This is a genomic window from Labrys sp. F242, assembly GCF_057813875.1.
Window position 1 is genome coordinate 82,191 of the sequence record NZ_JBVASG010000007.1, and the last position, 21,239, is coordinate 103,429.

The 21,239-nt window shown below is 61.1% G+C and carries 21 protein-coding genes; 10 read left to right on the forward strand and 11 right to left on the reverse strand.

Going from position 1 to position 21,239, the window contains the following annotated elements; all coding sequences use genetic code 11:
- Nucleotides 1–33: 33 nt before the first annotated feature.
- From ACZYTC_RS30530 to ACZYTC_RS30565, 8 genes are all read right to left on the reverse strand, one after another.
- Nucleotides 34–765 carry a YoaK family protein gene (locus ACZYTC_RS30530; protein WP_488991339.1) on the reverse strand — a complete coding sequence of 244 codons (732 nt, stop codon included), beginning with the start codon at nucleotides 763–765 and terminating at the stop codon, nucleotides 34–36.
- Nucleotides 766–787: 22 nt separating this feature from the next.
- On the reverse strand, nucleotides 788–1,513 hold the full coding sequence (locus ACZYTC_RS30535; RefSeq protein ID WP_488991340.1) for a YoaK family protein: 726 nt from the start codon (nucleotides 1,511–1,513) through the stop codon (nucleotides 788–790).
- Between the two features lie 44 nt (nucleotides 1,514–1,557).
- A complete protein-coding gene (locus ACZYTC_RS30540; protein ID WP_488991341.1) occupies nucleotides 1,558–2,904 on the reverse strand; it encodes an alginate export family protein in 1,347 nt (448 codons plus the stop codon).
- Between the two features lie 149 nt (nucleotides 2,905–3,053).
- Nucleotides 3,054–3,446: a DoxX family protein gene (locus tag ACZYTC_RS30545; protein ID WP_488991400.1), complete on the reverse strand. Its 393-nt coding sequence runs from the start codon at nucleotides 3,444–3,446 to the stop codon at nucleotides 3,054–3,056.
- A gap of 82 nt (nucleotides 3,447–3,528) precedes the next feature.
- Complete coding sequence (locus tag ACZYTC_RS30550; protein ID WP_488991342.1) at nucleotides 3,529–5,514, reverse strand: amidohydrolase; 1,986 nt, start codon at nucleotides 5,512–5,514, stop codon at nucleotides 3,529–3,531.
- The gene (locus ACZYTC_RS30555; RefSeq protein WP_488991343.1) at nucleotides 5,514–5,789 is read right to left on the reverse strand and encodes a XapX domain-containing protein; all 276 of its coding nucleotides are present in this window, start codon (nucleotides 5,787–5,789) and stop codon (nucleotides 5,514–5,516) included. The genes ACZYTC_RS30550 and ACZYTC_RS30555 overlap by 1 nt, the downstream gene beginning before the upstream one ends.
- A 121-nt stretch (nucleotides 5,790–5,910) precedes the next feature.
- Nucleotides 5,911–6,606: a hydrolase gene (locus tag ACZYTC_RS30560; RefSeq protein WP_488991344.1), complete on the reverse strand. Its 696-nt coding sequence runs from the start codon at nucleotides 6,604–6,606 to the stop codon at nucleotides 5,911–5,913.
- 67 nt (nucleotides 6,607–6,673) lie between these two features.
- Nucleotides 6,674–7,309 carry an alpha/beta hydrolase gene (locus ACZYTC_RS30565; RefSeq protein ID WP_488991345.1) on the reverse strand — a complete coding sequence of 212 codons (636 nt, stop codon included), beginning with the start codon at nucleotides 7,307–7,309 and terminating at the stop codon, nucleotides 6,674–6,676.
- A 359-nt stretch (nucleotides 7,310–7,668) separates the two neighbouring features.
- Between ACZYTC_RS30565 and ACZYTC_RS30570 the strand changes: the two genes are divergently transcribed.
- Nucleotides 7,669–8,607 carry a LysR family transcriptional regulator gene (locus ACZYTC_RS30570; protein WP_488991346.1) on the forward strand — a complete coding sequence of 313 codons (939 nt, stop codon included), beginning with the start codon at nucleotides 7,669–7,671 and terminating at the stop codon, nucleotides 8,605–8,607.
- A gap of 717 nt (nucleotides 8,608–9,324) precedes the next feature.
- Here ACZYTC_RS30570 and ACZYTC_RS30575 read toward each other — a convergent pair.
- From ACZYTC_RS30575 to ACZYTC_RS30585, 3 genes are all read right to left on the reverse strand, one after another.
- Entirely contained in the window at nucleotides 9,325–9,714 is a 390-nt protein-coding gene (locus tag ACZYTC_RS30575) for a hypothetical protein (protein WP_454818995.1), read from the reverse strand.
- Between the two features lie 537 nt (nucleotides 9,715–10,251).
- Nucleotides 10,252–11,148, reverse strand: coding sequence for a bestrophin family protein (locus ACZYTC_RS30580; RefSeq protein ID WP_481270959.1), 897 nt, complete (start codon nucleotides 11,146–11,148; stop codon nucleotides 10,252–10,254).
- A gap of 54 nt (nucleotides 11,149–11,202) precedes the next feature.
- Nucleotides 11,203–11,325, reverse strand: coding sequence for a hypothetical protein (locus ACZYTC_RS30585; RefSeq protein ID WP_481270960.1), 123 nt, complete (start codon nucleotides 11,323–11,325; stop codon nucleotides 11,203–11,205).
- Nucleotides 11,326–11,487: 162 nt separating this feature from the next.
- Between ACZYTC_RS30585 and ACZYTC_RS30590 the strand changes: the two genes are divergently transcribed.
- From ACZYTC_RS30590 to ACZYTC_RS30630, 9 genes are all read left to right on the forward strand, one after another.
- Entirely contained in the window at nucleotides 11,488–13,755 is a 2,268-nt protein-coding gene (locus tag ACZYTC_RS30590) for an FdhF/YdeP family oxidoreductase (protein ID WP_434960271.1), read from the forward strand.
- Between the two features lie 187 nt (nucleotides 13,756–13,942).
- On the forward strand, nucleotides 13,943–15,355 hold the full coding sequence (locus tag ACZYTC_RS30595) for a cytochrome ubiquinol oxidase subunit I (protein WP_434960272.1): 1,413 nt from the start codon (nucleotides 13,943–13,945) through the stop codon (nucleotides 15,353–15,355).
- A 2-nt stretch (nucleotides 15,356–15,357) separates the two neighbouring features.
- Nucleotides 15,358–16,365: a cytochrome d ubiquinol oxidase subunit II gene (gene cydB / locus ACZYTC_RS30600; protein ID WP_488991347.1), complete on the forward strand. Its 1,008-nt coding sequence runs from the start codon at nucleotides 15,358–15,360 to the stop codon at nucleotides 16,363–16,365.
- Nucleotides 16,365–16,481, forward strand: a complete 117-nt coding sequence (locus ACZYTC_RS30605; protein WP_434960274.1) for a DUF2474 family protein — start codon at nucleotides 16,365–16,367, stop codon at nucleotides 16,479–16,481. The genes cydB and ACZYTC_RS30605 overlap by 1 nt, the downstream gene beginning before the upstream one ends.
- 131 nt (nucleotides 16,482–16,612) lie before the next feature.
- Nucleotides 16,613–17,248: a nucleotide exchange factor GrpE gene (grpE, locus tag ACZYTC_RS30610; protein WP_434960275.1), complete on the forward strand. Its 636-nt coding sequence runs from the start codon at nucleotides 16,613–16,615 to the stop codon at nucleotides 17,246–17,248.
- Between the two features lie 445 nt (nucleotides 17,249–17,693).
- Nucleotides 17,694–19,595, forward strand: a complete 1,902-nt coding sequence (gene dnaK / locus ACZYTC_RS30615) for a molecular chaperone DnaK (RefSeq protein WP_488991348.1) — start codon at nucleotides 17,694–17,696, stop codon at nucleotides 19,593–19,595.
- A 205-nt stretch (nucleotides 19,596–19,800) separates the two neighbouring features.
- Nucleotides 19,801–20,706: a DnaJ C-terminal domain-containing protein gene (locus tag ACZYTC_RS30620; protein WP_434960277.1), complete on the forward strand. Its 906-nt coding sequence runs from the start codon at nucleotides 19,801–19,803 to the stop codon at nucleotides 20,704–20,706.
- Nucleotides 20,707–20,708: 2 nt separating this feature from the next.
- Nucleotides 20,709–20,981 carry a chaperone modulator CbpM gene (locus ACZYTC_RS30625; RefSeq protein WP_434961331.1) on the forward strand — a complete coding sequence of 91 codons (273 nt, stop codon included), beginning with the start codon at nucleotides 20,709–20,711 and terminating at the stop codon, nucleotides 20,979–20,981.
- A gap of 18 nt (nucleotides 20,982–20,999) precedes the next feature.
- Nucleotides 21,000–21,221 (forward strand): hypothetical protein, encoded by a 222-nt coding sequence (locus ACZYTC_RS30630; RefSeq protein WP_434960278.1) that lies wholly within the window; start codon nucleotides 21,000–21,002, stop codon nucleotides 21,219–21,221.
- Nucleotides 21,222–21,239: the final 18 nt, after the last annotated feature.

Consider the following 21,239-nt stretch of genomic DNA (forward strand, 5'->3'; position numbering starts at 1 on the left):
ACAAGGAGTGGCCCGATGAGGCGACCCATTGCGTCAGCTCGGCTTCTGGCCGCTCTGCGGCGAATAGAGAAACCCGACCAGGAACAGCAGAAGCGTCGGCAGGAGCATCCCGGCGACACCGACAGTTTTTTGAGCGAAGGCGCCCGCACCACATCCGGCGACAAAGCCGATGACGAGGATGATCGAGGTCAATGATTGCCCCCACTCTTCGGGTCTTTCCTTGTAGCCGATGAGCCGGCGTGTACCTGCGACCGCTAGACCGGCGATATTGCCTGTCATCAGCGAAAATGGCGGCCCGAGCCTAGGATCGAGGCGCTCGATCGCCGTCAGCATGCCCATCGCGACGACAGCGAAAAGCGCGCAGGCGGAATCAGCGCCGGTCTGGGTGATCGCGAGCGCAGCGGAGGTCGCGAACGCGCAGGCTGCGAGGACGATGGTACAGGAGGTGGCGCGGCCCAGCGGGCCGATCCAGGCGACCAGGATCGCCGCCAGGCCGGCGCCTAGCATGAAGAGTGGGAAGGTCAGGATCTGGAGCCCGTGCAGGCCGCCTTTTTCGTGGCCGATCAGGCCCAGTCCGAGGAGGATCACATTGCCGGTGACCAGGCCGACGAAGAGGCCGCCCAGATGAATGAAGAACAATGCATCGGCAAATCCGGAGACGAACGCCAGGACCAGCGCATTGCCTTTGCCACGAAGTGTTTTCAGCATGTTTTGACATCCCCCTTTCTTTCTTGAGATGCAGCTCGACGGGACCAGGATGCGCATTCCCTGTCGGTACGAATTGCCATCAGGCGATATCCGGCTCTGGATCGAGGTGGATCGAGAGCACGGTCGCGAGCGCGATCAACGGCGGGAGGAGGAAGACGCGAAGGCCAAACAGGATGAAGATGAGCGCGGCTGCGCCACAACCGGCTACAAAAGCAGCCATGGCCGGCACCATCTTCCTGAGCCGGCCTCGGATTTCCGAGCGCTGCTGCTGCGACGCGCTTCCAGACAGCAGATCGGCCAGGTCCAGCATAATTTGCGTGGTCGTGCCCGTCATCAGCGTCGAGGGAGGAATTTTCGGCAGATGAACGCGATGGGAGGCGTTCTGGATCGCCATTGCACAGACCAAAATCATGCCGGTCAGGATGGCCCGCCAGGTATCACCATCGGGGAACGGACCCCAGGCCAATGCAAGAGCCGCGGCGACAGCGAGCAGCAGGACTTTGATGCCGAGCAAGGTCTTCAAGGCCGTGGGGCCCGATGCGCCGAAGCGAAGGCTGATCATCCGCGTCAGCAGGATTGTCAGACAGAATACCGGAAGGGCGAGAAGTTTGGCGAAGGCCCCCGACGTGCCGTTCACGAGGGTGGCGCCGAACGTCACGAAGTTGCCTGTCACATGCGCCGTAAAGAGGCCCTGCAGCACCAGGAAGCCGGCGGTATCGACATAACCGCCGTTAAGACTGAGCAGGAGTGATGTGCCCTGTTTCAATTGTTGGTTCCTTCTTTCCGACGCTGTGGAACGTCCCATGCGCTTATCGGAGGGGCTTTGCTTCGTCGTGGCCTTCTGCGGGATCAGAACGATATCGCCGCCCAGGCCGCGGCGAACGATCCGGACTTTCCGCCCGCCTGTCGTATCCGCTTTCCGGGCGTGTAGTTTACATAGGTGCCACCGAAGGTCAGGTGTTTGGTTGGTGTCCAGGTAAGGGCCGTGGAAACCTGCTGGCCCATATACCGGCCGGTACCGCCGGCAGTGGCCGCGACCGGGGTAATGGCCGGTCCGTAGAATGAATCGGCCGCCGCTTCCTTCCAGAGCGGATTCCAACCGACGTCCAGTACGACGTTCTTCACCAGGGTCAACGTCAGATTGGGCTGGATGTCGATGAGGTTGGCTGGACCAACCAGATTTGCTTCGGAGAAATAAGGCAGCTTCGGGAACAGCGGATTGAAGGTTCCGAGCGTGCCGTCGCGCAAATTGTGGTCACCACTAATCACATCGGCATTGAGACCGATCCGAGGCGAGAACGGTGCGCCCTGGAACGTGTAGCCGAGCTCGGCCGAGACGGTCCAGGCACTGATATCGGCCGTGCCGAAGCGGCCGAATTGGTAGGCACCTTCCAGATCCCAATCGAAATTGTCGGTTTTGCCGAACAGACGGGCGCCAACAGTGTGCCGATGTTCATTGGCGGTGCCCCGGGCGAACTTCGCGTCGTCGCGGTCGAGGCCGAAGTAGTAGAGATCGACCTTCAGAGGGGAGATTCCGGGAACGGGACTTGTGGCATAGATGCCCCAGAAGGCCTGACTGGTGTCCGATTTGTCGTCGAGCACGCCGGGGAGCAGCGAAACCGGGCGCACGAGAAAGGCATCGATGCGCGTGTCCGGTGACGCAATCCAGGCAGTGCGGACACCGTCGAACGCACGGCGGATGTTCGGGCTTTCGCGCACGGAGACGAGGCGCGAAGAGCCGAAGCTCACCTCCTGCCGTCCGGCCCGAACCATGAAACGCCCAGCGGCTGATGGGAGGGTCAACTCGCTATAGCCTTGCATGAGATCGAAGCGATCAAACTGCGTTGCCGGAGGCGTGCCGTTCCAGGAAGGGGCCTGCCCGCTGCCCAATTGGACGAAGGCTCTGAAATAGGGCCCGAAATGAAAGTCCGCTGAGAGCAAAGAGCGGATGAGCAGGACGTCGTTGTGTTCGGGCTTGGCCAAGCCGAAAACCGGATGGTTCGAGGACTCTGCGCGAAGCCGCAACTGTCCCCCGAAATCGACATAGACGCTGCCGTCCGAGGAGAGTGGGATGTTCTTCAGCGCGTCGAAGGGGTCCTTGTCGGCCACACCGTTTGAATTGGTCTCCTGCGCCATTGCGGCGCCACCAAATGTCAGACCGCACAAGGCAAGTGCGACACAAGATAGACGCGCCATGGGCAACTTCCTTTCTTTAGGCGTGAGGAGCCAAGTGATCGATCAGGGCTCACGGCCGGACCAATTGGGACCGTGCCAGCCCGCACGGCCCGCATGTGTACTGCGCTGGCGATCAGGCGAACCTGCTGGAACCGAGGGCAGCCGCCGGCTTAACGCTGCCCGTCATGCGCGGTGTCTTTCGTCCTGGTCAGATCGTCAATGGCCACGAGAACAAACCCGCCGATGAGGCCGAGATGCTCGAAGAAGGCGTTCATCGCCATCATTCGCCCCTGGCCGGCGGGGATCTCCCAGAAGCGCAGGGCAACGAAAGTTGCCATAAGCGTGAACCCTGCCAAGGCGAGGGCTGCGAGCCAGCGCCAGAGACCGAACAGGATCATCGCGCTGGCCACGAGCTCGAAGGCGATCACCGCCACCGCGAATGGTGGTGCCGGCGACAGTCCGAAATGCGTCATCTCCGCGATCGCGCCGTCGAAATCGAGGGCCTTGGTGACAGGGCCCTGGATGTAGGCCGCGCACAGGCCGAGATAGGCAAGACTTCGCATGGCGGCCGATCCGAAGACCGGACGCACGGCCGTGGCCAGTCTGGCCACGACGGTTGTTGGGGCATTGGGCGAAGCAGTCACGTCACACCGCCCAGCAGGAGCATCCAAGCGCTCCCCAGAAGCTCTTGAGGTCGGAGATCGGCAGCTTGGATCCCCAGGCGCTGGTGTGGTCGTGACCATGCACGCCGCAGGAGGATTGACATCCGCACGAGGCGATCGCCATGCGCTGCAGAGAATTCTTGCCTGCTCCCTCCGGTTCGCCCCAGGCCGCATAGCCCTTGAAGCTGCGCACCGGCGACCAGTCGGGCATTGCCGGCGGGACCGGGTTCTCGTCGAGCTTCGAGAAATCCCCGGCGCCGTAGACGATCCTGCCGCCCACCATCGTCAGGTCCGAGGTGAGGAAGGAGATTTCGTCGTCGGAGCAATCGAAGAAGTCCTTGCTGGGCACGATTGCATCGGCGAGCTGGCCCTTCTCGATGCGGCCCCTCTTGCCTTCATCGTTGGAGAACCAGGTGACGTTTTCGGTCCACATCCGCAGCGCGGTCTCGCGATCGAGGCAATTGCGTTGCGGATAGAGGCGCAGGCCGCCGACCGTCTTGCCGGTGATCATCCAACTCAGCGAGACCCAGGGGTTGTAGGAAGCAACGCGTGTCGCGTCCGTACCCGCCGAGACCTTGACGCCTTTTTCGAGCATGCGGGCGACCGGCGGCGTCGCCTCGGCCGCACCGGCGCCATAGCGTTCGACGAAATATTCGCCCTGATAGGCCATGCGATGCTGGACGGCGATGCCGCCGCCAAGCGCCGAGATGCGATCGATGGACTTTTCGGAAATGGTCTCGGCGTGGTCGAAGAACCAGTTCAAGCCCTGAAGCGGGATATCCCTGTTGACCTTCTCGAACACGTCGAGCGAGCGCGAGATCGTTTCGTCATAGGTCGCATGCAGGCGCCATGGCCAGCGGTTCTGCGCCAGCACGCGCACGACCTCCTCAAGTTCGCCCTCCATCTCCGGCGGCATGTCGGGCCGCGGCTGGCGGAAGTCCTCGAAATCAGCAGCCGAGAACACCAGCATTTCGCCGGCGCCGTTGTGGCGGAAATAGTCGTCGCCCTGCTTGTATTTTACTGAGGAGGCCCAGTTGAGGAAGTCTTCCTTCTCCTGCTTCGGCTTCTGGGTGAACAGATTGTAGGCGAGGCGGACGGTCAGCTGGCCGTCGTCCGACAGCTTCTGGATGACGGCATAATCTTCCGGATAGTTCTGGAACCCGCCGCCCGCGTCGATAGCGCCGGTCACGCCGAGACGGTTGAGCTCACGCATGAAGTGGCGGGTGGAGTTGACCTGATAGTCGAAGGGGAGCTTTGGACCCCTCGCCAGCGTGGCGTAGAGAATGGCGGCGTTCGGCTTGGCGAGCAGGAGACCGGTCGGATTGCCGTTGGCGTCGCGGGTGATTTCGCCGCCGGGCGGCTCCGGCGTATCCTTGGTATAGCCGACCGCGCGCACCGCCGCTGCATTGAGCAGGGCGCGATCGTAGAGGTGCAGCAGGAAGACCGGCGTGTCGGGCGCGGCGGCATTGATCTCCTCGATCGTCGGCAGGCGCTTTTCGGCGAATTGATGCTCGGTGAAGCCGCCGACGACACGGACCCATTGCGGAGGGGGTGTCACCGCGACCTGGCGCTTCAGCATGTCCATCGCGTCGACCAGAGAGCGAACGCCGTCCCAGCGCAACTCCATGTTGAAGTTCAGCCCGCCACGAATGATGTGCAGATGGTTGTCGATCAGGCCGGGCAGCAGGCACCGGCCCTTGAGGTCGATTTTCTTCGTCTTGTCATCCGCCAGCGCGAGCACGTCCTTGTCGCTGCCCACCGCGAGAAACTTGCCATCCTTGATGGCGACGGCACTCGCGACCGGATTTGCCCGATCAAGCGTGGTGATCTTGGCGTTGTGGATGACGGTATCGGCATTCATGGCGGCATCTCCGTTTGAATTGCTGTCGCCGGCGCGGGCCCGCGAGACGATCGTCGGGAGCGCGAGGCCGGATACCCCGCCGAGAAAGGCGCGACGGGTGGTCTTCATCAGGTCTTTTCCTTTGATGTTTTGGAGGCCTGGGCGATGTGGCGGCCCGGCAGCTGGCCGAAGACATGGGTGATGGCATGGCTCTTGTCGCAGGCGGAGGCGAAGGCCTTGCCGGAGATCACCTGCTTGCCGACCGGGATGATCTGTTCACCCACGAGAATGCCCAGGAGGCCAACGAGCGCGACGACCGGAGGCGCGGGAGAGCGGACATCCAGAAGGCTGTAGATCAAACCGACCAACAGGCCGGAGCCCAAAGAGACGAGATAGAGTTTCATCAGATAGCTTCCCTGAGAGCGGAGCCGTGCATGAACCTGTGGGCGACGGTGCTGCGCGCACCGTCGCCCATGACCCTCTGAACCGTCCGGATTGCGGTTCGCAGCGGGAGGGGCGGGTGGTTCAGACTTGCTTTGCGGGGTTGGGGCCGATGCGATCGCCGTGCTTCACGCGCTCGGGCGCCTTGTGGACCATGGTGTAGGCGTAATCGACGCCCATGCCGTAGGCACCGGAATGCTCCTTCACGATGTTCATCACCGCGTCATAGGTGTCCCTGCGCGCCCAGTCGCGCTGCCATTCCAACAGGACTTGCTGCCAGGTCACCGGCACGACACCCGCCTGGACCAGGCGATCCATGGCGTATTTCTGGGCATCGGCGGAGGTGGCGCCGGAGGCGTCGGCAACCATGTAGATCTCATAGTCGGTGTCACGCATGCATGAGAGCGCGAAGGTCATGTTGCAGACCTCGGTCCACAGGCCGGAGCAGACGATCTTCTTGCGGCCATCCTCGGCGTTCTTCGCCAGGGCATCGCGGACGTTCTGGTCGTCCCAGGAGTTCATCGACGAACGCTCGAGGAGTTTGTTCTCGGGGAACACGGCGAGCAGTTCGGGATAGGTGTTGCCGGAGAAGGACTCGGTCTCGACCGTCGTGATCGTCGTCGGGATCTTGAAAGCCTTGGCGGCCTTGGCCAGGCCGACAACATTATTCTTCAGCACTTGCCGGTCGATCGATTGCACGCCGAACGCCATTTGCGGCTGCTGATCGATGAAAATGACCTGGCTGTTTTGAGGCGTCAGAACTTCGTGAAGCTTGCTCATGTCTAGTCTCCGTTAAAAGCTCGGGATTGGTTGGTCGGCCGTGCGTCGCGTGCCATGAATCGCGGGATCAGGACGCGGCGACGAGGGCGGATAAAAGCGCACGGACCTGATCGACTTCGTCGTCGTTGATCTCGTGACCCATGCCTGGATAGATTCTCTCGACGACTTGGCCGCCGAGGGCCGACAACACGCGGCTGCTTTCACGCACCCGTTCGACAGGGATGTGCGGGTCGATGTCGGAGCAGCCCAGGAAGACGGGCGTATCTGCGAGCGAGCCGGCATAGTCCCGGGGCGTCTTGTCGGGACCGATGAGGCCTGCGCTCAGGCCGATGACCGCACCGTAGCGGCTTGCGTTGCGGGCCGAGAATTCCAGCGCCAGGCAACCGCCTTGGGAAAAGCCGAGCAGCGCGATCTGGGCCGGATCCAGATTTTTGTCCTGCAGCCATGAGACGGCATTGCCGACCTCGGTGAGCGAACTGGATAGATAGGGTTCGTTGCGATCGAGCGCGGCCAGGAATGAGTGGGGATACCACGTGCCGCCCGGTGCCTGCGGCGCAAAATAGGCGATATCGGGCTGCTCGAAGATGTCGGCCAGACCGAACATGCTCTCGGCGGCGGCACCGCGCCCATGCAGGAGGATGACAGCCGCTTTGGCCTTGTCCAGTGAGGCCCCCGTCGTTGCAATGGAGTAGTTTTTGCTCATGTTTCTCTCCATTCATCAAACGAAGTGGCTGCGCGTACGAGAATAGCCGTTATTCGCGGCTGATCGCGTTCGCTGAGATATTGTCGGTGTGTAATTTGTAGAAGAAATTTCAGATAATTCGGCGCAATACGTCACCGTTACTTGAGATCATTAGAAATCATACTTCTGACCCCAGGCGCATGTGCCGCGACGCCTTGCGAATGCAATCTTCATCTCACGCGGCGGACGATAGGTTCGTTCCGATGCGTTGACAATATCAAATCGTATGGCGTATTTGTCTACGACATGGCGACAAGCTGACGGCATCGACTGAGCGCCGATGGTCTGCGCGGCTGGTGTCGCAACCTGCGGAGGCGCGCTTGGACAAACTGACCAACATGAAAGCGTTCACGAGGGTCGTGAACCATGGCAGCTTCAGCGAAGCGGCGAGAGAGCTGCGCCTTTCCAGATCGGCCGTCAGCAAATATGTCATCGATCTCGAGATCGAGCTCGGTGTGCAACTGCTCAATCGCACCACGCAGAGTGCGGCGCCAACCGAAGTCGGGCTGCGTTATTACGAGCGATGCCTGGCCATCCTCGCCGAGATCGAAGATGCCGAAACCTCGCTATCGCAGTTCCAGGTCGAGGCTCGGGGGCTGTTGCGCGTCAATGCGCCGATGTCGTTCGGGACGATGTTTCTGGGACGGCTGATCGGCCAGTTCATGGCCCAGCATCCGGACCTCCAGATTCAGCTGGTCCTGAGCGATCAGCAACTGGATACTGTGCAGGAAGGCTTTGACGTCACGATCCGTTTGACGGATTCGCCGCCGCCTAATCTCGTGACCCATGAAATCGCGTCGGCCCCGCGGATCGTATGCGCATCACCGGCCTATCTGGAAGAGAAGGGCATTCCTGAGCATCCAAGGGACTTGCGAGCCCATGCTTGCCTGCACTACGGCTATCTCGAAACCGGCGCGCAGTGGAAGCTCACCGGCAAGGACGGTGATCACTGGGTACCGGTGTCGTGGTGCTTGTGCAGCAACAATGGGGAGGTCTTGCGCGACATCGCCCTCGAAGGGCGCGGCATTGCGCTCCTTCCTACCTTCATCGTTGCCTCCTGCTTGCGCGACGGCACTCTCAAGGAGGTGCTGGAGGATTATCATGCGCCCGAAATGTCGATCCACGCGATGTTACCGCCAACCCGCTACCAGCCGTTCAAGCTCAGGGCCTTCATCGATTTCCTCGTGAAGTCACTGTCCGATGGCTTCAATCTGCCAGCGGGCGTCATGCCTGAGCAAGGGAGCAGCGAGTATCCTTAGACCGGAATCCGACCTGCTAATCGCTTACATCCTAATCCGTCGGGTGAAATCGCAGTTTTGTGGGGCTATAGCGTGCCACGGCGTAAGGCTTGGTTGCGGTCCCCCGCAACCAATTCTGTCATAAAATCAATTACCGTCCAGGTTTGATCACCTGGGCGGTTTGTGCGTTTGGAGGGCGCTCGTAGCAGCGACGGGGCCCTCGATGTAGAAGTTCGAACCTTTTCCGGTACGGCCTGACGACCGGCCATGGCAATCGCGGGACACGACAGGTCACACCATAGAATCCCTGTCTTCCGGCCGGCGCCGGACGGGAACGAACCATGGCTCAACCTGAACAACGCAGCTCGCCTTCTCGGCGTTGCACCCAAGACCCTTAGGCTCGCCGCTGAAGCCGGCGAGATCGAAGGCGTTCACCCCCTCCCGGATGGTCCGTGGATCTTCAGCCGATCCGAATTCGACAAACCACATGCTCTACAGGTCGCGCACCGCGCGCGACAGAACCCAAAATACCCCACGGGATCGCATCCCGATCAGCAAAACGTGTTCCCGTCAACGACATAGACAGATGGGTGTTATGAAGCAGAATTGTAGTCCCTTCGCCAAGCCTTCGCTCGGGCGTCGTCAAGGGTCATGTGAAAACGCTCTTGGCAATGGCCTGCTCCGATTCGTCGGGGCGCACTTTGTTGCATCTTACGAGAGCTGGCAATCAAGTCATTCCTACCAAGGCAAATACGCTTGTCCTAAGGAGCTTTTGAACCGCATTTCTCTAGCCACGATGTGCGCAAACCAAGGGCCGTGAAAACCATCTACCGCGAAGCGGAACACCTCACCATTATTGTTGTCAAATAGGCGCTGGCGCACTTCGTCCGGCAACGTCTCCGGTGAAGGCTTAGAGAAGACCTCCTTGCCCGTGTCGGTCTTCCAACTGATTGGGCAGTCGATGTAGTCCACGCCGATGAACTCAATGTGCAGATGGTAGCCATAAGTTATATCCAGCGTGCCCCTGACCAGTGCGCCGGTCTCGTCAAGACTCACAAGATAGAAATCCATCCATGGGTGCTCCATGATGGCTACGTTCAGCGCCTGCCCGTCAGTTCTATAGTCCATGGCTATCTCCAAATCGAAGCCTTGAACAAAACAGAGCTGCCCAGTCAACCTTTCTCCACGAGCGTTAGCCTTGAGGTGGGCAGATCGCTAATCGCCTCTATCGTAGCATGTCGAGGTAAATCGTGAATTCGAGCACTGTGGCGTGCCGCGGAGCAAGGCTTGGTTGCGGTCCCCCGCAACCAATTTTGTCATAAATTAATTACCGTCCAGGTTTGATCACCTGGGCGGTTTTTGCGGCTGCCGGAGCTCAACAACAGGGCCGAGAATTCGCGTTTGTCGCCGCGAAAATGAGAACTGGCGATGCAAGATTTTCGGTCCTCACAGTTCCGCAACGGCTCGTCACCATCTTCTCCGCCGTTTGCAAACGCGTCGTCCCGCTTGGGCTTGTCACTCCGCCCTTGCCACCCGTCTTCATCGTCTGCCTGTCATGGCGCGGCGTAAAGCCGTCACCGCCGCTTAAAAAGATACGAGGAGGTGCACAATTCGTTCTCGGTGTACATCGACGGTAACGTGGCGACGCCGTCTTGAAGGGATATATTACATGAGTATGTTTCGGTGCGGTTTGATCGCGGCGGGAAGGTCATCATTTCCGAGGAGTGCGAGCATTTCTCGTTCGATCGTCCGCTTCAAGGCATCTAGCGGCAATGCGTTCGGCTCCAGGCCGAACGGTTCCTCGAGTTGGTGGCCGAGAGCGTCAAGGCCGAAGAAGGTGTAGGCGACGAGCAGAACGGGAAGTAATGCCCACCAATCCAGCGTACCGGCGAGGGCGAATGGCAGTGTCACACAAAAGACGAGAGCCGTTCGGTGCAGCAGCAAGGAATACGCAAAAGGAACTGGTGTGTAGGCGATGCGCTCGCACCCACCCTGCACCTCGGTAAGGGCGCTGATCTGCTGTTCGATGACCGAGTAGTGAATTGGATCTATCCGCCCCCTATGCATGAGCGTCAGGCAATATTTGCCAATCTGGTCAAGGACGGCATTTGTCAGATTGGGATTGTTTGAGGCGGTGCCGATATCGAACCAGTGCGTGATGGCCTTCAACTCATCTTGACCCCGCAGATGGGCGGCAAGCCCCGCGGAGAAAGCGCATAGTCCCCGGAGCAGGAAGCGCCGGTCATCCGCCTCCAGTGTGGATGTCTGGCGCGCGAGGGATCGACAGGCGATGATCAATTCGCCCCAGAGTCTGCGTCCCTCCCACCAGCGGGCGTAGCAGGCATTGTTGCGAAAGCTCATGAACACCGACAAGGCGATGCCGATCAGGGTGAAGGGAATGGCGCTGATCCGCGCGAAGATGCCCGGATGCTCCTGTGCTGCATAAATCGCCAGCACGCTGATGAGTGCGATTGCGAGGAGACGGGGCGCTATGCGTGGCAAGATGGAGCCGTTGACGGCGAATAGAATGTCCTTGAAGCCGGGCTTTGAGCGCAAGATCATGCAGCCGTCCCTGTCATCGCGATCCCCTCTTTGCGCAGGCGTCGACCTGCAGGCCTAGATGCCGTCGATCTCGAGCAGCGCGATGCTTTCGAGAAAATGGCCCCGGTCGAAATGGCCATTGCAGCGAACGAAGCCTGCGGCTCCCCTGATCTTGGGCGGTCGTTCTGAAAGCATCATTCATGCCACTTCCCGGCCGGACGACACATCAATGACTTGGCGCCGAAGATCCCTGATTTCTTGGACATTTTGTCCGCGCGAAATGGACAAAATGTCTATAGATTTCAAATAGATAGAGTGTTTTACTACGTGCTCGACAGTTTCTGCGGAGCGGTTTCGAGCATGGCCGACAACAAGCCTCAATATAAGACGTACCATCATCCGGCAGGGGGCTGGGGCGCTGCTGCAGCGACTGCCAAGGTACTGCTGGAGCAGAGCGTCATCACCAAGGGGTCGCGCGCGTTGCTCGCCATGAACCAGCCTGGCGGCTTCAAATGCCCCAGTTGCGCCTTTCCCGATCCCGACCACAAGAAGACTCTCGAATTCTGCGAGAACGGCGCCAAGGCGCTGGCCTTCGAGGCGACCAAAAGAAGGATCACGCGGGAGTTCTTCGAAAGGCACAGCGTGTCGGAACTCATGGAGCAGTCGGATTACTGGCTCGAAATGCAGGGCCGGCTGACCGAACCCATGCGCTACGATGCGGCCTCCGACCGATATGTCCCCTGTAACTGGGAAGCTGCCTTTGCGCTGATCGGCCATCACCTGAAAGCGCTTGAAAGCCCTCACCAAGCGGAGTTCTATACATCGGGGCGCACGCCCAACGAGGCCGCCTTCCTGTATTCCATCTTCGTTCGGGAATTCGGCACCAACAACTTTCCCGACTGTTCGAACATGTGCCATGAGCCGACGAGCCGTGGGCTGCCTGCCTCCATCGGGGTCGGGAAAGGGACGGTGGTGATGGAGGACTTCGAGCATGCCGAAGCCATTTTCGTCATCGGCCAGAACACCGGCACCAACTCGCCGCGCATGATGACCAATCTGGTCGAAGCCCGAAAACGCGGCGTGCCGATTGTAGCCGTCAACCCGATGCCGGAACGAGCGCTCATACGCTTCACCGAGCCGCAGGATGTCGTGCAAATGGCGACATTCGGGTCGACGCCGATAGCGAGCGAATTCGTCCATATCCGCATCGGGGGAGATCTGGCCCTGTTCAAGGGCATGATGAAGGTGATCTTCGAGCGCGAGGCGCAAGGCGAAAACGTCATCGATACCGATTTCGTCAACCGGCATACCGTTGGCCTGGAGGCGATCCGCGCCGATGTCATGGCGCAGGAGTGGACGGACATCGTGGCGATCTCCGGACTGGAGGAGGACCAGATACGCCGCTGCGCCGAGATCTACATTCGTTCGCGCGCAACCATGATCTGCTACGGCATGGGCCTCACCCAGCATCAGGAGGGATCGCGCCTGCTCCAGCAGGTCGTCAATCTGCTCCTGCTCCGGGGTAATTTCGGCAAGCCGGGAGCGGGGATTTCACCCATTCGCGGCCATTCGAACGTGCAGGGAGACCGCACCGTCGGCATCGACGAGAAACCCTCACAGGAGTACTTGGACCGCGTGCGCGATGTGTTCGGCTTCGAGCCGCCCCGTCATCACGGGCATCACACGGTCGAGTCCGTGGAGGCGATGGAAAAAGGTACCGCCAAGGTCTTCATCGGGATGGGCGGGAATTTCGTTCGCGCCATCCCCGATACCGACAGATCCTATGCGGCGATGCGCAAACTGGCCCTGACGGTCGGCATCGCCACCAAGCTCAATCGAGGCCATCTCGTTCACGGACGCGATGCGCTGATCCTGCCTGTGATCTCTCGATCCGAGGTGATCCATACGGCGGCCGGCGAGCAGTTCGTGACGATCGAAGACTCCATGTCGAACGTCACCGCCTCGCGCGGTGTCCTGACGCCCGCCAGCGCCCATCTCTTGCCGGAAGTGGAGATCGTCTGCCGGATGGCTCTGGCGAGCCTGCCCAACAGCAAGGTCGCCTGGGCGAGCTACATCCACGACTACAATCTCATTCGTGACAAGATCACCGAGGTCTATCCGGACATCTACGCCGGCTTCTCGGAAAAGGTGAAGAACCCCAAGGGTTTTCATCTCGATGTGCCACCGCGGCGCCTTGTCTGGCCAACACCGAATGGCAAGGCGAATTTTCTGCTGCTGCCTGGTCTCGATGTGAACGTGCCGGTCGCTGACCCGTCGATGTTGCGGCTGGCCACGGTCCGTTCGCACGACCAGTTCAATACGACCATCTACAGCAACAATGATCGTTATCGCGGCGTCTACAACGACCGCATGATCCTGTTCATGAATGCCGAGGACCGTGCAGCGCGAGGCCTGGACGCAGGCTCCCGCATTGCGCTGGAAACGATCAGCGACGATGGCGTCATGCGTCGCGTGGAGGGCCTGACAGTGTTGGACTATCCGATGCCCCGAGGGGCGGTCGCGGGATATTACCCTGAGCTCAATCCGCTGCTGCCCCTCGAATATTACGACAAGATCAGCGGGACTCCGGCCGCCAAATCGATACCGGTGCGCGTCGTCGGGGCCTAGAGCAAAGTGCGATTTCTCCGAACCGAACTTTGCTCTAACTCTTTGTTTTTAACGCGTTTTATTGAACGAAAAGTCTATCGACTTTTCTGGAAAACGCTTCGGCCGTCCCGCATCATTGGGAAAAGGATCCCCGGCGTCAGCCAATTCCGAGGACGGTATCTTTCGGCTTGTTTGAGAGGAGGGGACGTTGCTAGGGCAACTGGATGCGGTGATCTTGGCGCGTGCGCAGTTCGCCTTCACGGTGTCGTTCCACTTCATCTTTCCGGCGTTTTCCATCGGGCTTGCGAGCTATCTGATGGTGCTGGAAGGGCTGTGGCTCAAGACGGGCAAGGGCGTCTATGCCAATCTCTATCGCTATTGGCTGAAGATCTTCGCCGTCGTGTTCGGCATGGGCGTCGTGTCGGGCCTAGTCATGTCCTACCAGTTCGGCACGAACTGGTCGGTCTTCTCGACCAAGGCGGGCCCGATCATCGGCCCGCTGATGGCTTATGAGGTGCTGACCGCCTTCTTCCTGGAGGCCGGCTTCCTCGGCGTGATGCTGTTCGGCATGAGCAAGGTCGGCAAGGGGTTGCATTTCTTTGCCACCTGCATGGTTGCGCTCGGCACGCTGATCTCGGCGACCTGGATCATCGCCGTCAACAGCTGGATGCAGACGCCGGCAGGGTTTGCCGTCAATGCCAATGGTCAGTTCGTACCGGCGGGGTCCTGGCTGGCGATCATCTTCACGGCCAGCTTTCCCTACCGTTTGGTCCACACCGTGATCGCCGCCTATCTCACCACAGCCTTCGTGGTGGGAGGCGTCGGCGCCTGGCACCTGCTCAAGGACGGCGGCAATGCCGGCGCGCGCAAGATGTTCTCGATGGCCATGTGGATGGCGGCGATCGTGGCGCCCATCCAGATCCTGGCCGGTGACGCCCACGGGCTGAACACACTGGAGCATCAGCCTGCCAAGGTGCTGGCCATGGAGGGCGACTACCAGCCCAGCCCTAATGGCGCACCGCTTGTGCTGTTCGGCCTGCCGGACAATGTGGAGGGGCGGGTGCGCTATGAAGTGACGATACCGCATATCGGCTCGCTGATCCTCAAGCACGATCCCTATGCACCGCTTCCGGGTCTCACCGATTTTCCGCGAGACCAATGGCCTCCCACGCCGATCATCTTCTGGTCGTTCCGGATCATGGTTGCGCTCGGCTTCGCCATGCTCGGCATCGGCCTGTGGAGCCTGCTCGCACGCATGCGGGGCAGGCTCTATGACTGGCGCTGGCTGCATCGCGCAGCCGTTGCCATGGGACCGGCAGGCTTCGTCGCCGTGATTGCGGGCTGGGTGACGACGGAAGTCGGGCGGCAACCCTTCACGGTCTATGGCTTGCTGCGAACGGCCGAATCCCATTCGCCGCTCGCTGCGCCGGCCGTTGCCGCCTCGCTCATCGCCTTCGTGCTGGTCTATTTCAGCGCGTTCGGGGCCGGCACCTATTATCTCCTGCGCCTGATGGAGAAGGCGCCCGGGCGTAGCGAGAGCCAGCCACCGAACCTGCCGCAACGCGCGGCCGGTATCACGCCCGCAGCAAGCGTCGGCGTTCCCGTGCCGGCGAAGGATTGACCGTGATGGGCAGCATCGATCTCACCATCTTCTGGGCGGCGGTCATCGACTTTGCTGTGATGGCCTATGTCGTCATGGACGGTTTCGACCTCGGTATCGGCATCCTGTTCCCCACCTTTGCGGTGGGCGAGGAGCGCGACCAGGCGATGAACTCGATCGCGCCGGTGTGGGACGGCAACGAGACCTGGCTGGTGATGGGCGGCGGCGGCCTGCTTGCGGCCTTCCCGCTTGCCTATGCCATCATCCTTCCGGCGACCTATCCGCTGATCATCGCCATGCTGCTCGGGCTCGTCTTTCGCGGCGTCGCCTTCGAGTTTCGCTGGCGCGATCCGCGCCACCGTCCGTTATGGGACGCGGCTTTCAGTCTTGGCTCGTTCGTCGCGGCGTCGGCACAGGGCGTGACGCTCGGTGCGATCCTGCAAGGCGTCCACGTCGAGAACAATGCCTATGCCGGCGGATGGCTCGATTGGCTGAGCCCCTTCAGCCTGTTGACGGGGCTGGCCGTGGTGACCGGCTATGCCTTGCTGGGAGCCTGCTGGCTGATCTGGAAGACGGAAGGGACGAGCCAGCGCCATGCCCGCCGCCTGGCGTTCTGGCTGGGCTTGGCCACGCTCCTCGCGCTCGGCGCTGTCAGCGCTGCAACGCCGTTCCTACATTATGATTATTGGCGACGCTGGTTTGCCATGCCCGGCGTGCTGCTCACGGCCCAGGTGCCCCTGCTCGTGGCGATCTGCACCGCGACCTTCTTCTGGAGCCTGCGGCGCGAGCGGGAGCAGTTGCCCTTCCTGATGGCCCTGGCACTGTTCCTGCTCGGCTTCATCGGGCTCGGGATCAGCATCTATCCCTATGTGGTGCCGCGCGCCGTGACGATCTGGGAGGCGGCGGCACCGCCCGAGAGCCAGGCCTTCATGCTGGTCGGGGCCCTCGTCATCATCCCCCTCATCCTCGTCTATACCGGCTGGGCCTATTGGGTATTTCGCGGCAAGGCCGGCATCCATGGCTATCATTGATGGCGTCGAGAACACCCTTCTGGAAACGGCTCGCCTGGATGGTCGTGATCTGGGCCGCCAGCATCGGCGTGCTCGGGATGGTGGCGGCCGCGATCCGGCTATGCCTTCTGCGCTAGTCCGGGATGGATCTTCTCGAGCCGGATCGGCGTTGGACGATCAGGCATGGGCTCGCGCAGCCCACAAGTCTCTGCCTTCGGGGATTACAGCATAGCGGCATTCATCTGAAAGCATCCGACAGGGAGGCGAAATGACCAGAAGAGCCAAACCCGAGAACGACATTCATGGGGCACCGGAGCCGACAAATGCGCCGGGGCCGACAGCGAAGGCGACGGAGCAGTCCGATCCATCTCCGGCCGGATCAGCCGACGATGCCGCTGCGATCATCGCTAGGCTCGAGGCTGACAATGCCGCGTTGAAGGATCGCTTGTTGCGGGCGCTGGCCGAAACAGAGAATGTGCGCCGCCGTGCCGAGCGTGAGCTGAATGATGCGCGCCAATATGCTGTCGCGAAATTTGCCGGCGACATGCTGGGGGTGGCTGACAATATCGAGCGCGCCATCGCCAACGTGCCGGCGCAAGTCCGCGAAGGCGACGAGGCGGTCAGGACGCTGATCGAAGGGGTAGAGCTCACGGAAAAGGAGCTGCTGCGTTCCCTGGAAAGACATGGCGTCAGGAAGCTCGATCCCCTGGGAGAGCGCTTCGATCCCAATTTCCATGAAGCGCTGTTCGAGGTGCTCGATCCTTCGGTGCCGAGCGGCACCGTCAGCAAGGTCATCGGCGCCGGGTATTCGATCGGAACGCGCTCCTTGCGCCCGGCCAGGGTCGGCGTTTCCAGCGGTGGGCCGAGGCAACCCGCGGAATCCGGGGTCGGAAGGCAGCCCTGACGGCGCGACTGGCAGCGATAGCCGGCCATCGAACCTGTCGGTTTCTGGCTCAGCCGGCTCTGCCTGCGGACACTTTGTCTGCGGTTGCACGGACATGTTGTCCTGATCAACCGGGAACTCTCGCATAAGCCTTTGATATCGCTGTGTATCCAGTCTGGCACGTCTGTTGCTGTCACATCGAGGCCGGCGCTCGGCGGCAGCGCCACAAACAGACGGGACATCATGGCATCGTACTCGACGATATCCGGCCGCCCGCATGGCCATCCGGAACAGCCAGGTCAGGGCTGGTCCTGGGCGAGCCAAAACGCCCAATGCCGTCTCTCGGAAGAGAGGCGAACTGCCCGCTGTCGGGCAGCAAATCCTCCGCCTGAGACATCTCGACCGCGGCAATCACAACAAAAGCGGCAACACATATTCCAGCAATCAAGTAACAGGGAGCATCTTCATGGCTACGATCATCGGAATTGACCTGGGAACGACCAATTCATGCGTTGCAGTCATGGATGGCAAGAATACGCGCATCATCGAGAATGCCGAGGGTGCGAGGACCACACCGTCGATCGTTGCGTTTACAGGTGATGGCGAGCGTCTCGTCGGGCAGCCTGCCAGGCGGCAGGCGGTGACTAACCCGACCAACACGATCTTTGCGGTCAAGCGGTTGATCGGCCGACGCTACGACGACCCCACCGTCGAGAAGGACAAGACCCTCGTCCCCTACAAGATCGTCAAGGCGGCCAATGGTGATGCCTGGGTGGAAGCCCAGGGCAAGGCCTATTCGCCTTCGCAGATCTCGGCGTTCATCCTGCAGAAGATGAAGGAAACCGCCGAAGCCAATCTCGGTGAGAAGGTCACGCAGGCCGTCATCACGGTTCCCGCCTATTTCAATGATGCGCAGCGGCAGGCGACGAAGGACGCCGGCAAGATTGCGGGCCTCGAGGTTCTGCGCATCATCAACGAGCCGACGGCAGCGGCGCTTGCCTATGGTCTCGACAAGAAGAAGCAGGCCAAGATCGCGGTCTACGATCTGGGCGGCGGCACGTTCGACATCTCCATCCTCGACATCGGCGACGGGGTCTTCGAGGTCAAGTCGACCAATGGCGACACCTTCCTCGGCGGCGAGGACTTCGATATGCGCCTGGTGAATTACCTTGCCGACGAATTCCAGCGCGAGCAGGGCATCGACCTGAGAAAGGACAAGCTGGCCCTGCAGCGATTGAAGGAGGCGGCGGAGAAGGCCAAGATCGAGCTCTCCACCATCACCCAGACTGAAATCAACCTGCCCTACATCACGGCCGATGCCAGCGGTCCCAAGCATTTCCAGATCAAGCTGACGCGGGCGAAATTCGAGTCCCTGGTCGAAGATCTCGTGCAGCGAACCATCGAGCCATGCCTCAATGCGTTGAAGGATGCGGGACTGGCGGCCAAGGACATCGATGAGGTCGTGCTGGTCGGCGGCATGACCCGGATGCCGAAGATCCAGGAGATTGTGCGCAAGATCTTCGACAAGGAGCCGCACAAGGGCGTCAATCCAGACGAGGTGGTTGCGGTCGGGGCGGCAATCCAGGCGGGCGTGCTGCAGGGCGACGTCAAGGACGTCCTGCTGCTCGACGTCACCCCCCTCTCGCTCGGGCTGGAGACGCTGGGCGGTGTGTTCACGCGCCTCATCGAACGCAACACCACCGTTCCAGCCAAGAAGAGCCAGGTGTTCTCGACCGCCGAGGACAATCAGAACGCCGTCACCATCCGTGTCTTTCAGGGTGAGCGTGAGATGGCGGCGGACAACAAATTGCTCGGCCAGTTCGATCTGATGGGTATCGCGCCGGCCCCGCGTGGCGTGCCCCAGATCGATGTGACCTTCGACATCGACGCCAACGGCATCGTCAACGTCTCCGCCAAGGACAAGGGGACCGGCAAGGAGCAGCGCATCCAGATCCAGGCGTCCGGTGGCCTCTCCGAAGCCGACATCGAGCGGATGGTCAAGGATGCCGAAGCCCATGCCGCCGAGGACAAAAAGCGCAGGGAGACGGTGGAAGCGAGGAATACCGCCGAAGCGCTTCTGCATGCGACCGAGAAGGCGGTTGCCGAGCATGGTGGCAAGGTGGCCGAGGCGGATCGCCGGGCGATCGAGAATGCCATGGCCGATCTGCGCGAGGCGGCGAAAGGCGAGGATGCGGCCGCTATCGCCGCAAAGACGGGCACCCTGCAGCAACTCTCGCAGAAACTGGCGGAGGCGGCCTCTGCGCAGCCGGGCGCGTCGCCCGATACGGGCTCTCGTGCCGGCGGCGATGATGTGGTCGATGCCGAATTCAGCGAGGTGGATGACAATGATGCGAAGAGATCGAGCTGATCCGGCGGCAGAGCCTGTCACGAAAGGCATTTTGACCGAGACGCGGAGCCTTCCTGACTGACCGCGAAAAATGATCTAGCATCGAGGGCCTGCGCCGGGTTGAGGTCCCGACGCTTTCAGCATCGACCGGAGGCGCGATGGGGCGCCCCCTTGAAACCTATGAGCCAAACCGCAAAACGCCGTGGAAATGCTATCGGAGTAGGTTGTGAGAAATCCTTACGAGGTTCTAGGTGTTGCCCCGACGGCATCTTCGGCCGAGATCCAGAGCGCCTATCGCAAGCTTGCGAAGAAACTGCATCCGGATCTCAATCCGGGTGACAAGAGCGCCGAGGAGAAGTTCAAGGAAGTCGCTGGCGCCTATGACCTGCTCAGCGACGCCGACAAGCGCAAGCGCTTCGACAATGGCGAGATCGACGCGAGCGGTGCGGAACGCCCGCCGCAGCATTTCTACCGTGAATATACAGAAGCCGATCACGACCATCCCTACGCCGATACTTCCGGTTTCGCCGACTTCATGGACGGGGAAGATGCGTTTGCCGAGCTGCTGAGGCGCGGCCAGCGGGCGCGCGCGAACCGGCGCGGACAGGATCTGCACTATCGGCTGCCGATCGAGTTCGTCGAGTCGGTCATGGGGGCGAACAAGCGCCTGACCCTGCCGGATGGCGGCACGCTCGACGTGAAGATTCCCCCCGGCCTGGTGGATGGACAGACCCTGCGCCTGAAAGGCAAGGGAGCGCCGGGCGCCGGTACGGGCGGTCCCGGCGACGCCTTGATCGAAGTGGAGGTCCTGCCGGATCGGCGCTTCACGCGCGAGGGCGACGACATCACGCTGGAATTGCCGGTTTCGCTGTCGGAGGCCGTGCTCGGAGGACGCGTGCGTGTTCCAACCCCTACCGGCGACGTGACGATGTCCGTGCCGAAAGGGTCGAACACTGGCACGACCCTGCGTCTCAAGGGAAAGGGGGCGCCCCGCCGGGGCGGAGGGCAGGGCGACCAGTTCGTCAAGCTGAAGATCGTCCTGCCGAAAGCGCCCGATCCGGAACTCGAAGCCTTTGTTTCGAACTGGGCCAAGGGCAAGGACTTCAATCCCCGTGAGGATAGAGCATCATGAGCATGAACAAGCAGGAATTTCTGGCGAGTTCCGGCATCCAGGTGCAGACGCTGGAAGTGTGGCTCGAGCAGCGCTGGCTTATTCCTCGACCGACCCCGACTGGCGTGCAATTCACCGAAATCGACATTGCCCGCGCACGCCTGATCCACGAGCTGAAGAACGATATCGGAGCCAATGACGAGGGTATCGACGTCATCCTGCATCTGATGGATCAGCTTCATGGGCTGCGTCAGGCTCTGGCGCAACTGCGCGGGGATATACAGGAGCGTTCGTAGCTAGAGGGGGAGAGTGGAATGAGTGAAAGTCCAATCGCGTCCGAGCAGGGGATCGATGTCCTCATCCTGCAGGCCCTGGTGCGCAAGCTCGTGGCCAAAAGCATCCTTTCGCCGGACGATGTGCGTGCCTTGCTGTTCGAGGCAGCAACCCGCCTCGACATCGACGGCAGCCAGCAGACGCCTCAGGCGGCCCGGGAGATGGTGGAAGAGAGTTTGGCACCGGCGTTTCTGGGCGGCTGACGGTTCTCCGCGTCTGGC

Coding starts and splice junctions, on each gene's coding strand:
- ACZYTC_RS30530 (WP_488991339.1), bottom strand. CDS start 765: ATGCGCATCCTGGTCCCGTCGAGCTGCATCTCAAGAAAGAAAGGGGGA.
- ACZYTC_RS30535 (WP_488991340.1), bottom strand. CDS start 1,513: ATGGGACGTTCCACAGCGTCGGAAAGAAGGAACCAACAATTGAAACAG.
- ACZYTC_RS30540 (WP_488991341.1), bottom strand. CDS start 2,904: ATGGCGCGTCTATCTTGTGTCGCACTTGCCTTGTGCGGTCTGACATTT.
- ACZYTC_RS30545 (WP_488991400.1), bottom strand. CDS start 3,446: ATGCGAAGTCTTGCCTATCTCGGCCTGTGCGCGGCCTACATCCAGGGC.
- ACZYTC_RS30550 (WP_488991342.1), bottom strand. CDS start 5,514: ATGAAGACCACCCGTCGCGCCTTTCTCGGCGGGGTATCCGGCCTCGCG.
- ACZYTC_RS30555 (WP_488991343.1), bottom strand. CDS start 5,789: ATGAAACTCTATCTCGTCTCTTTGGGCTCCGGCCTGTTGGTCGGTTTG.
- ACZYTC_RS30560 (WP_488991344.1), bottom strand. CDS start 6,606: ATGAGCAAGCTTCACGAAGTTCTGACGCCTCAAAACAGCCAGGTCATT.
- ACZYTC_RS30565 (WP_488991345.1), bottom strand. CDS start 7,309: ATGAGCAAAAACTACTCCATTGCAACGACGGGGGCCTCACTGGACAAG.
- ACZYTC_RS30575 (WP_454818995.1), bottom strand. CDS start 9,714: ATGGACTATAGAACTGACGGGCAGGCGCTGAACGTAGCCATCATGGAG.
- ACZYTC_RS30580 (WP_481270959.1), bottom strand. CDS start 11,148: ATGATCTTGCGCTCAAAGCCCGGCTTCAAGGACATTCTATTCGCCGTC.
- ACZYTC_RS30585 (WP_481270960.1), bottom strand. CDS start 11,325: ATGATGCTTTCAGAACGACCGCCCAAGATCAGGGGAGCCGCAGGCTTC.
- ACZYTC_RS30590 (WP_434960271.1), top strand. CDS start 11,488: ATGGCCGACAACAAGCCTCAATATAAGACGTACCATCATCCGGCAGGG.
- ACZYTC_RS30605 (WP_434960274.1), top strand. CDS start 16,365: ATGGCGTCGAGAACACCCTTCTGGAAACGGCTCGCCTGGATGGTCGTG.
- grpE (WP_434960275.1), top strand. CDS start 16,613: ATGACCAGAAGAGCCAAACCCGAGAACGACATTCATGGGGCACCGGAG.
- dnaK (WP_488991348.1), top strand. CDS start 17,694: ATGGCTACGATCATCGGAATTGACCTGGGAACGACCAATTCATGCGTT.
- ACZYTC_RS30625 (WP_434961331.1), top strand. CDS start 20,709: ATGAACAAGCAGGAATTTCTGGCGAGTTCCGGCATCCAGGTGCAGACG.
- ACZYTC_RS30630 (WP_434960278.1), top strand. CDS start 21,000: ATGAGTGAAAGTCCAATCGCGTCCGAGCAGGGGATCGATGTCCTCATC.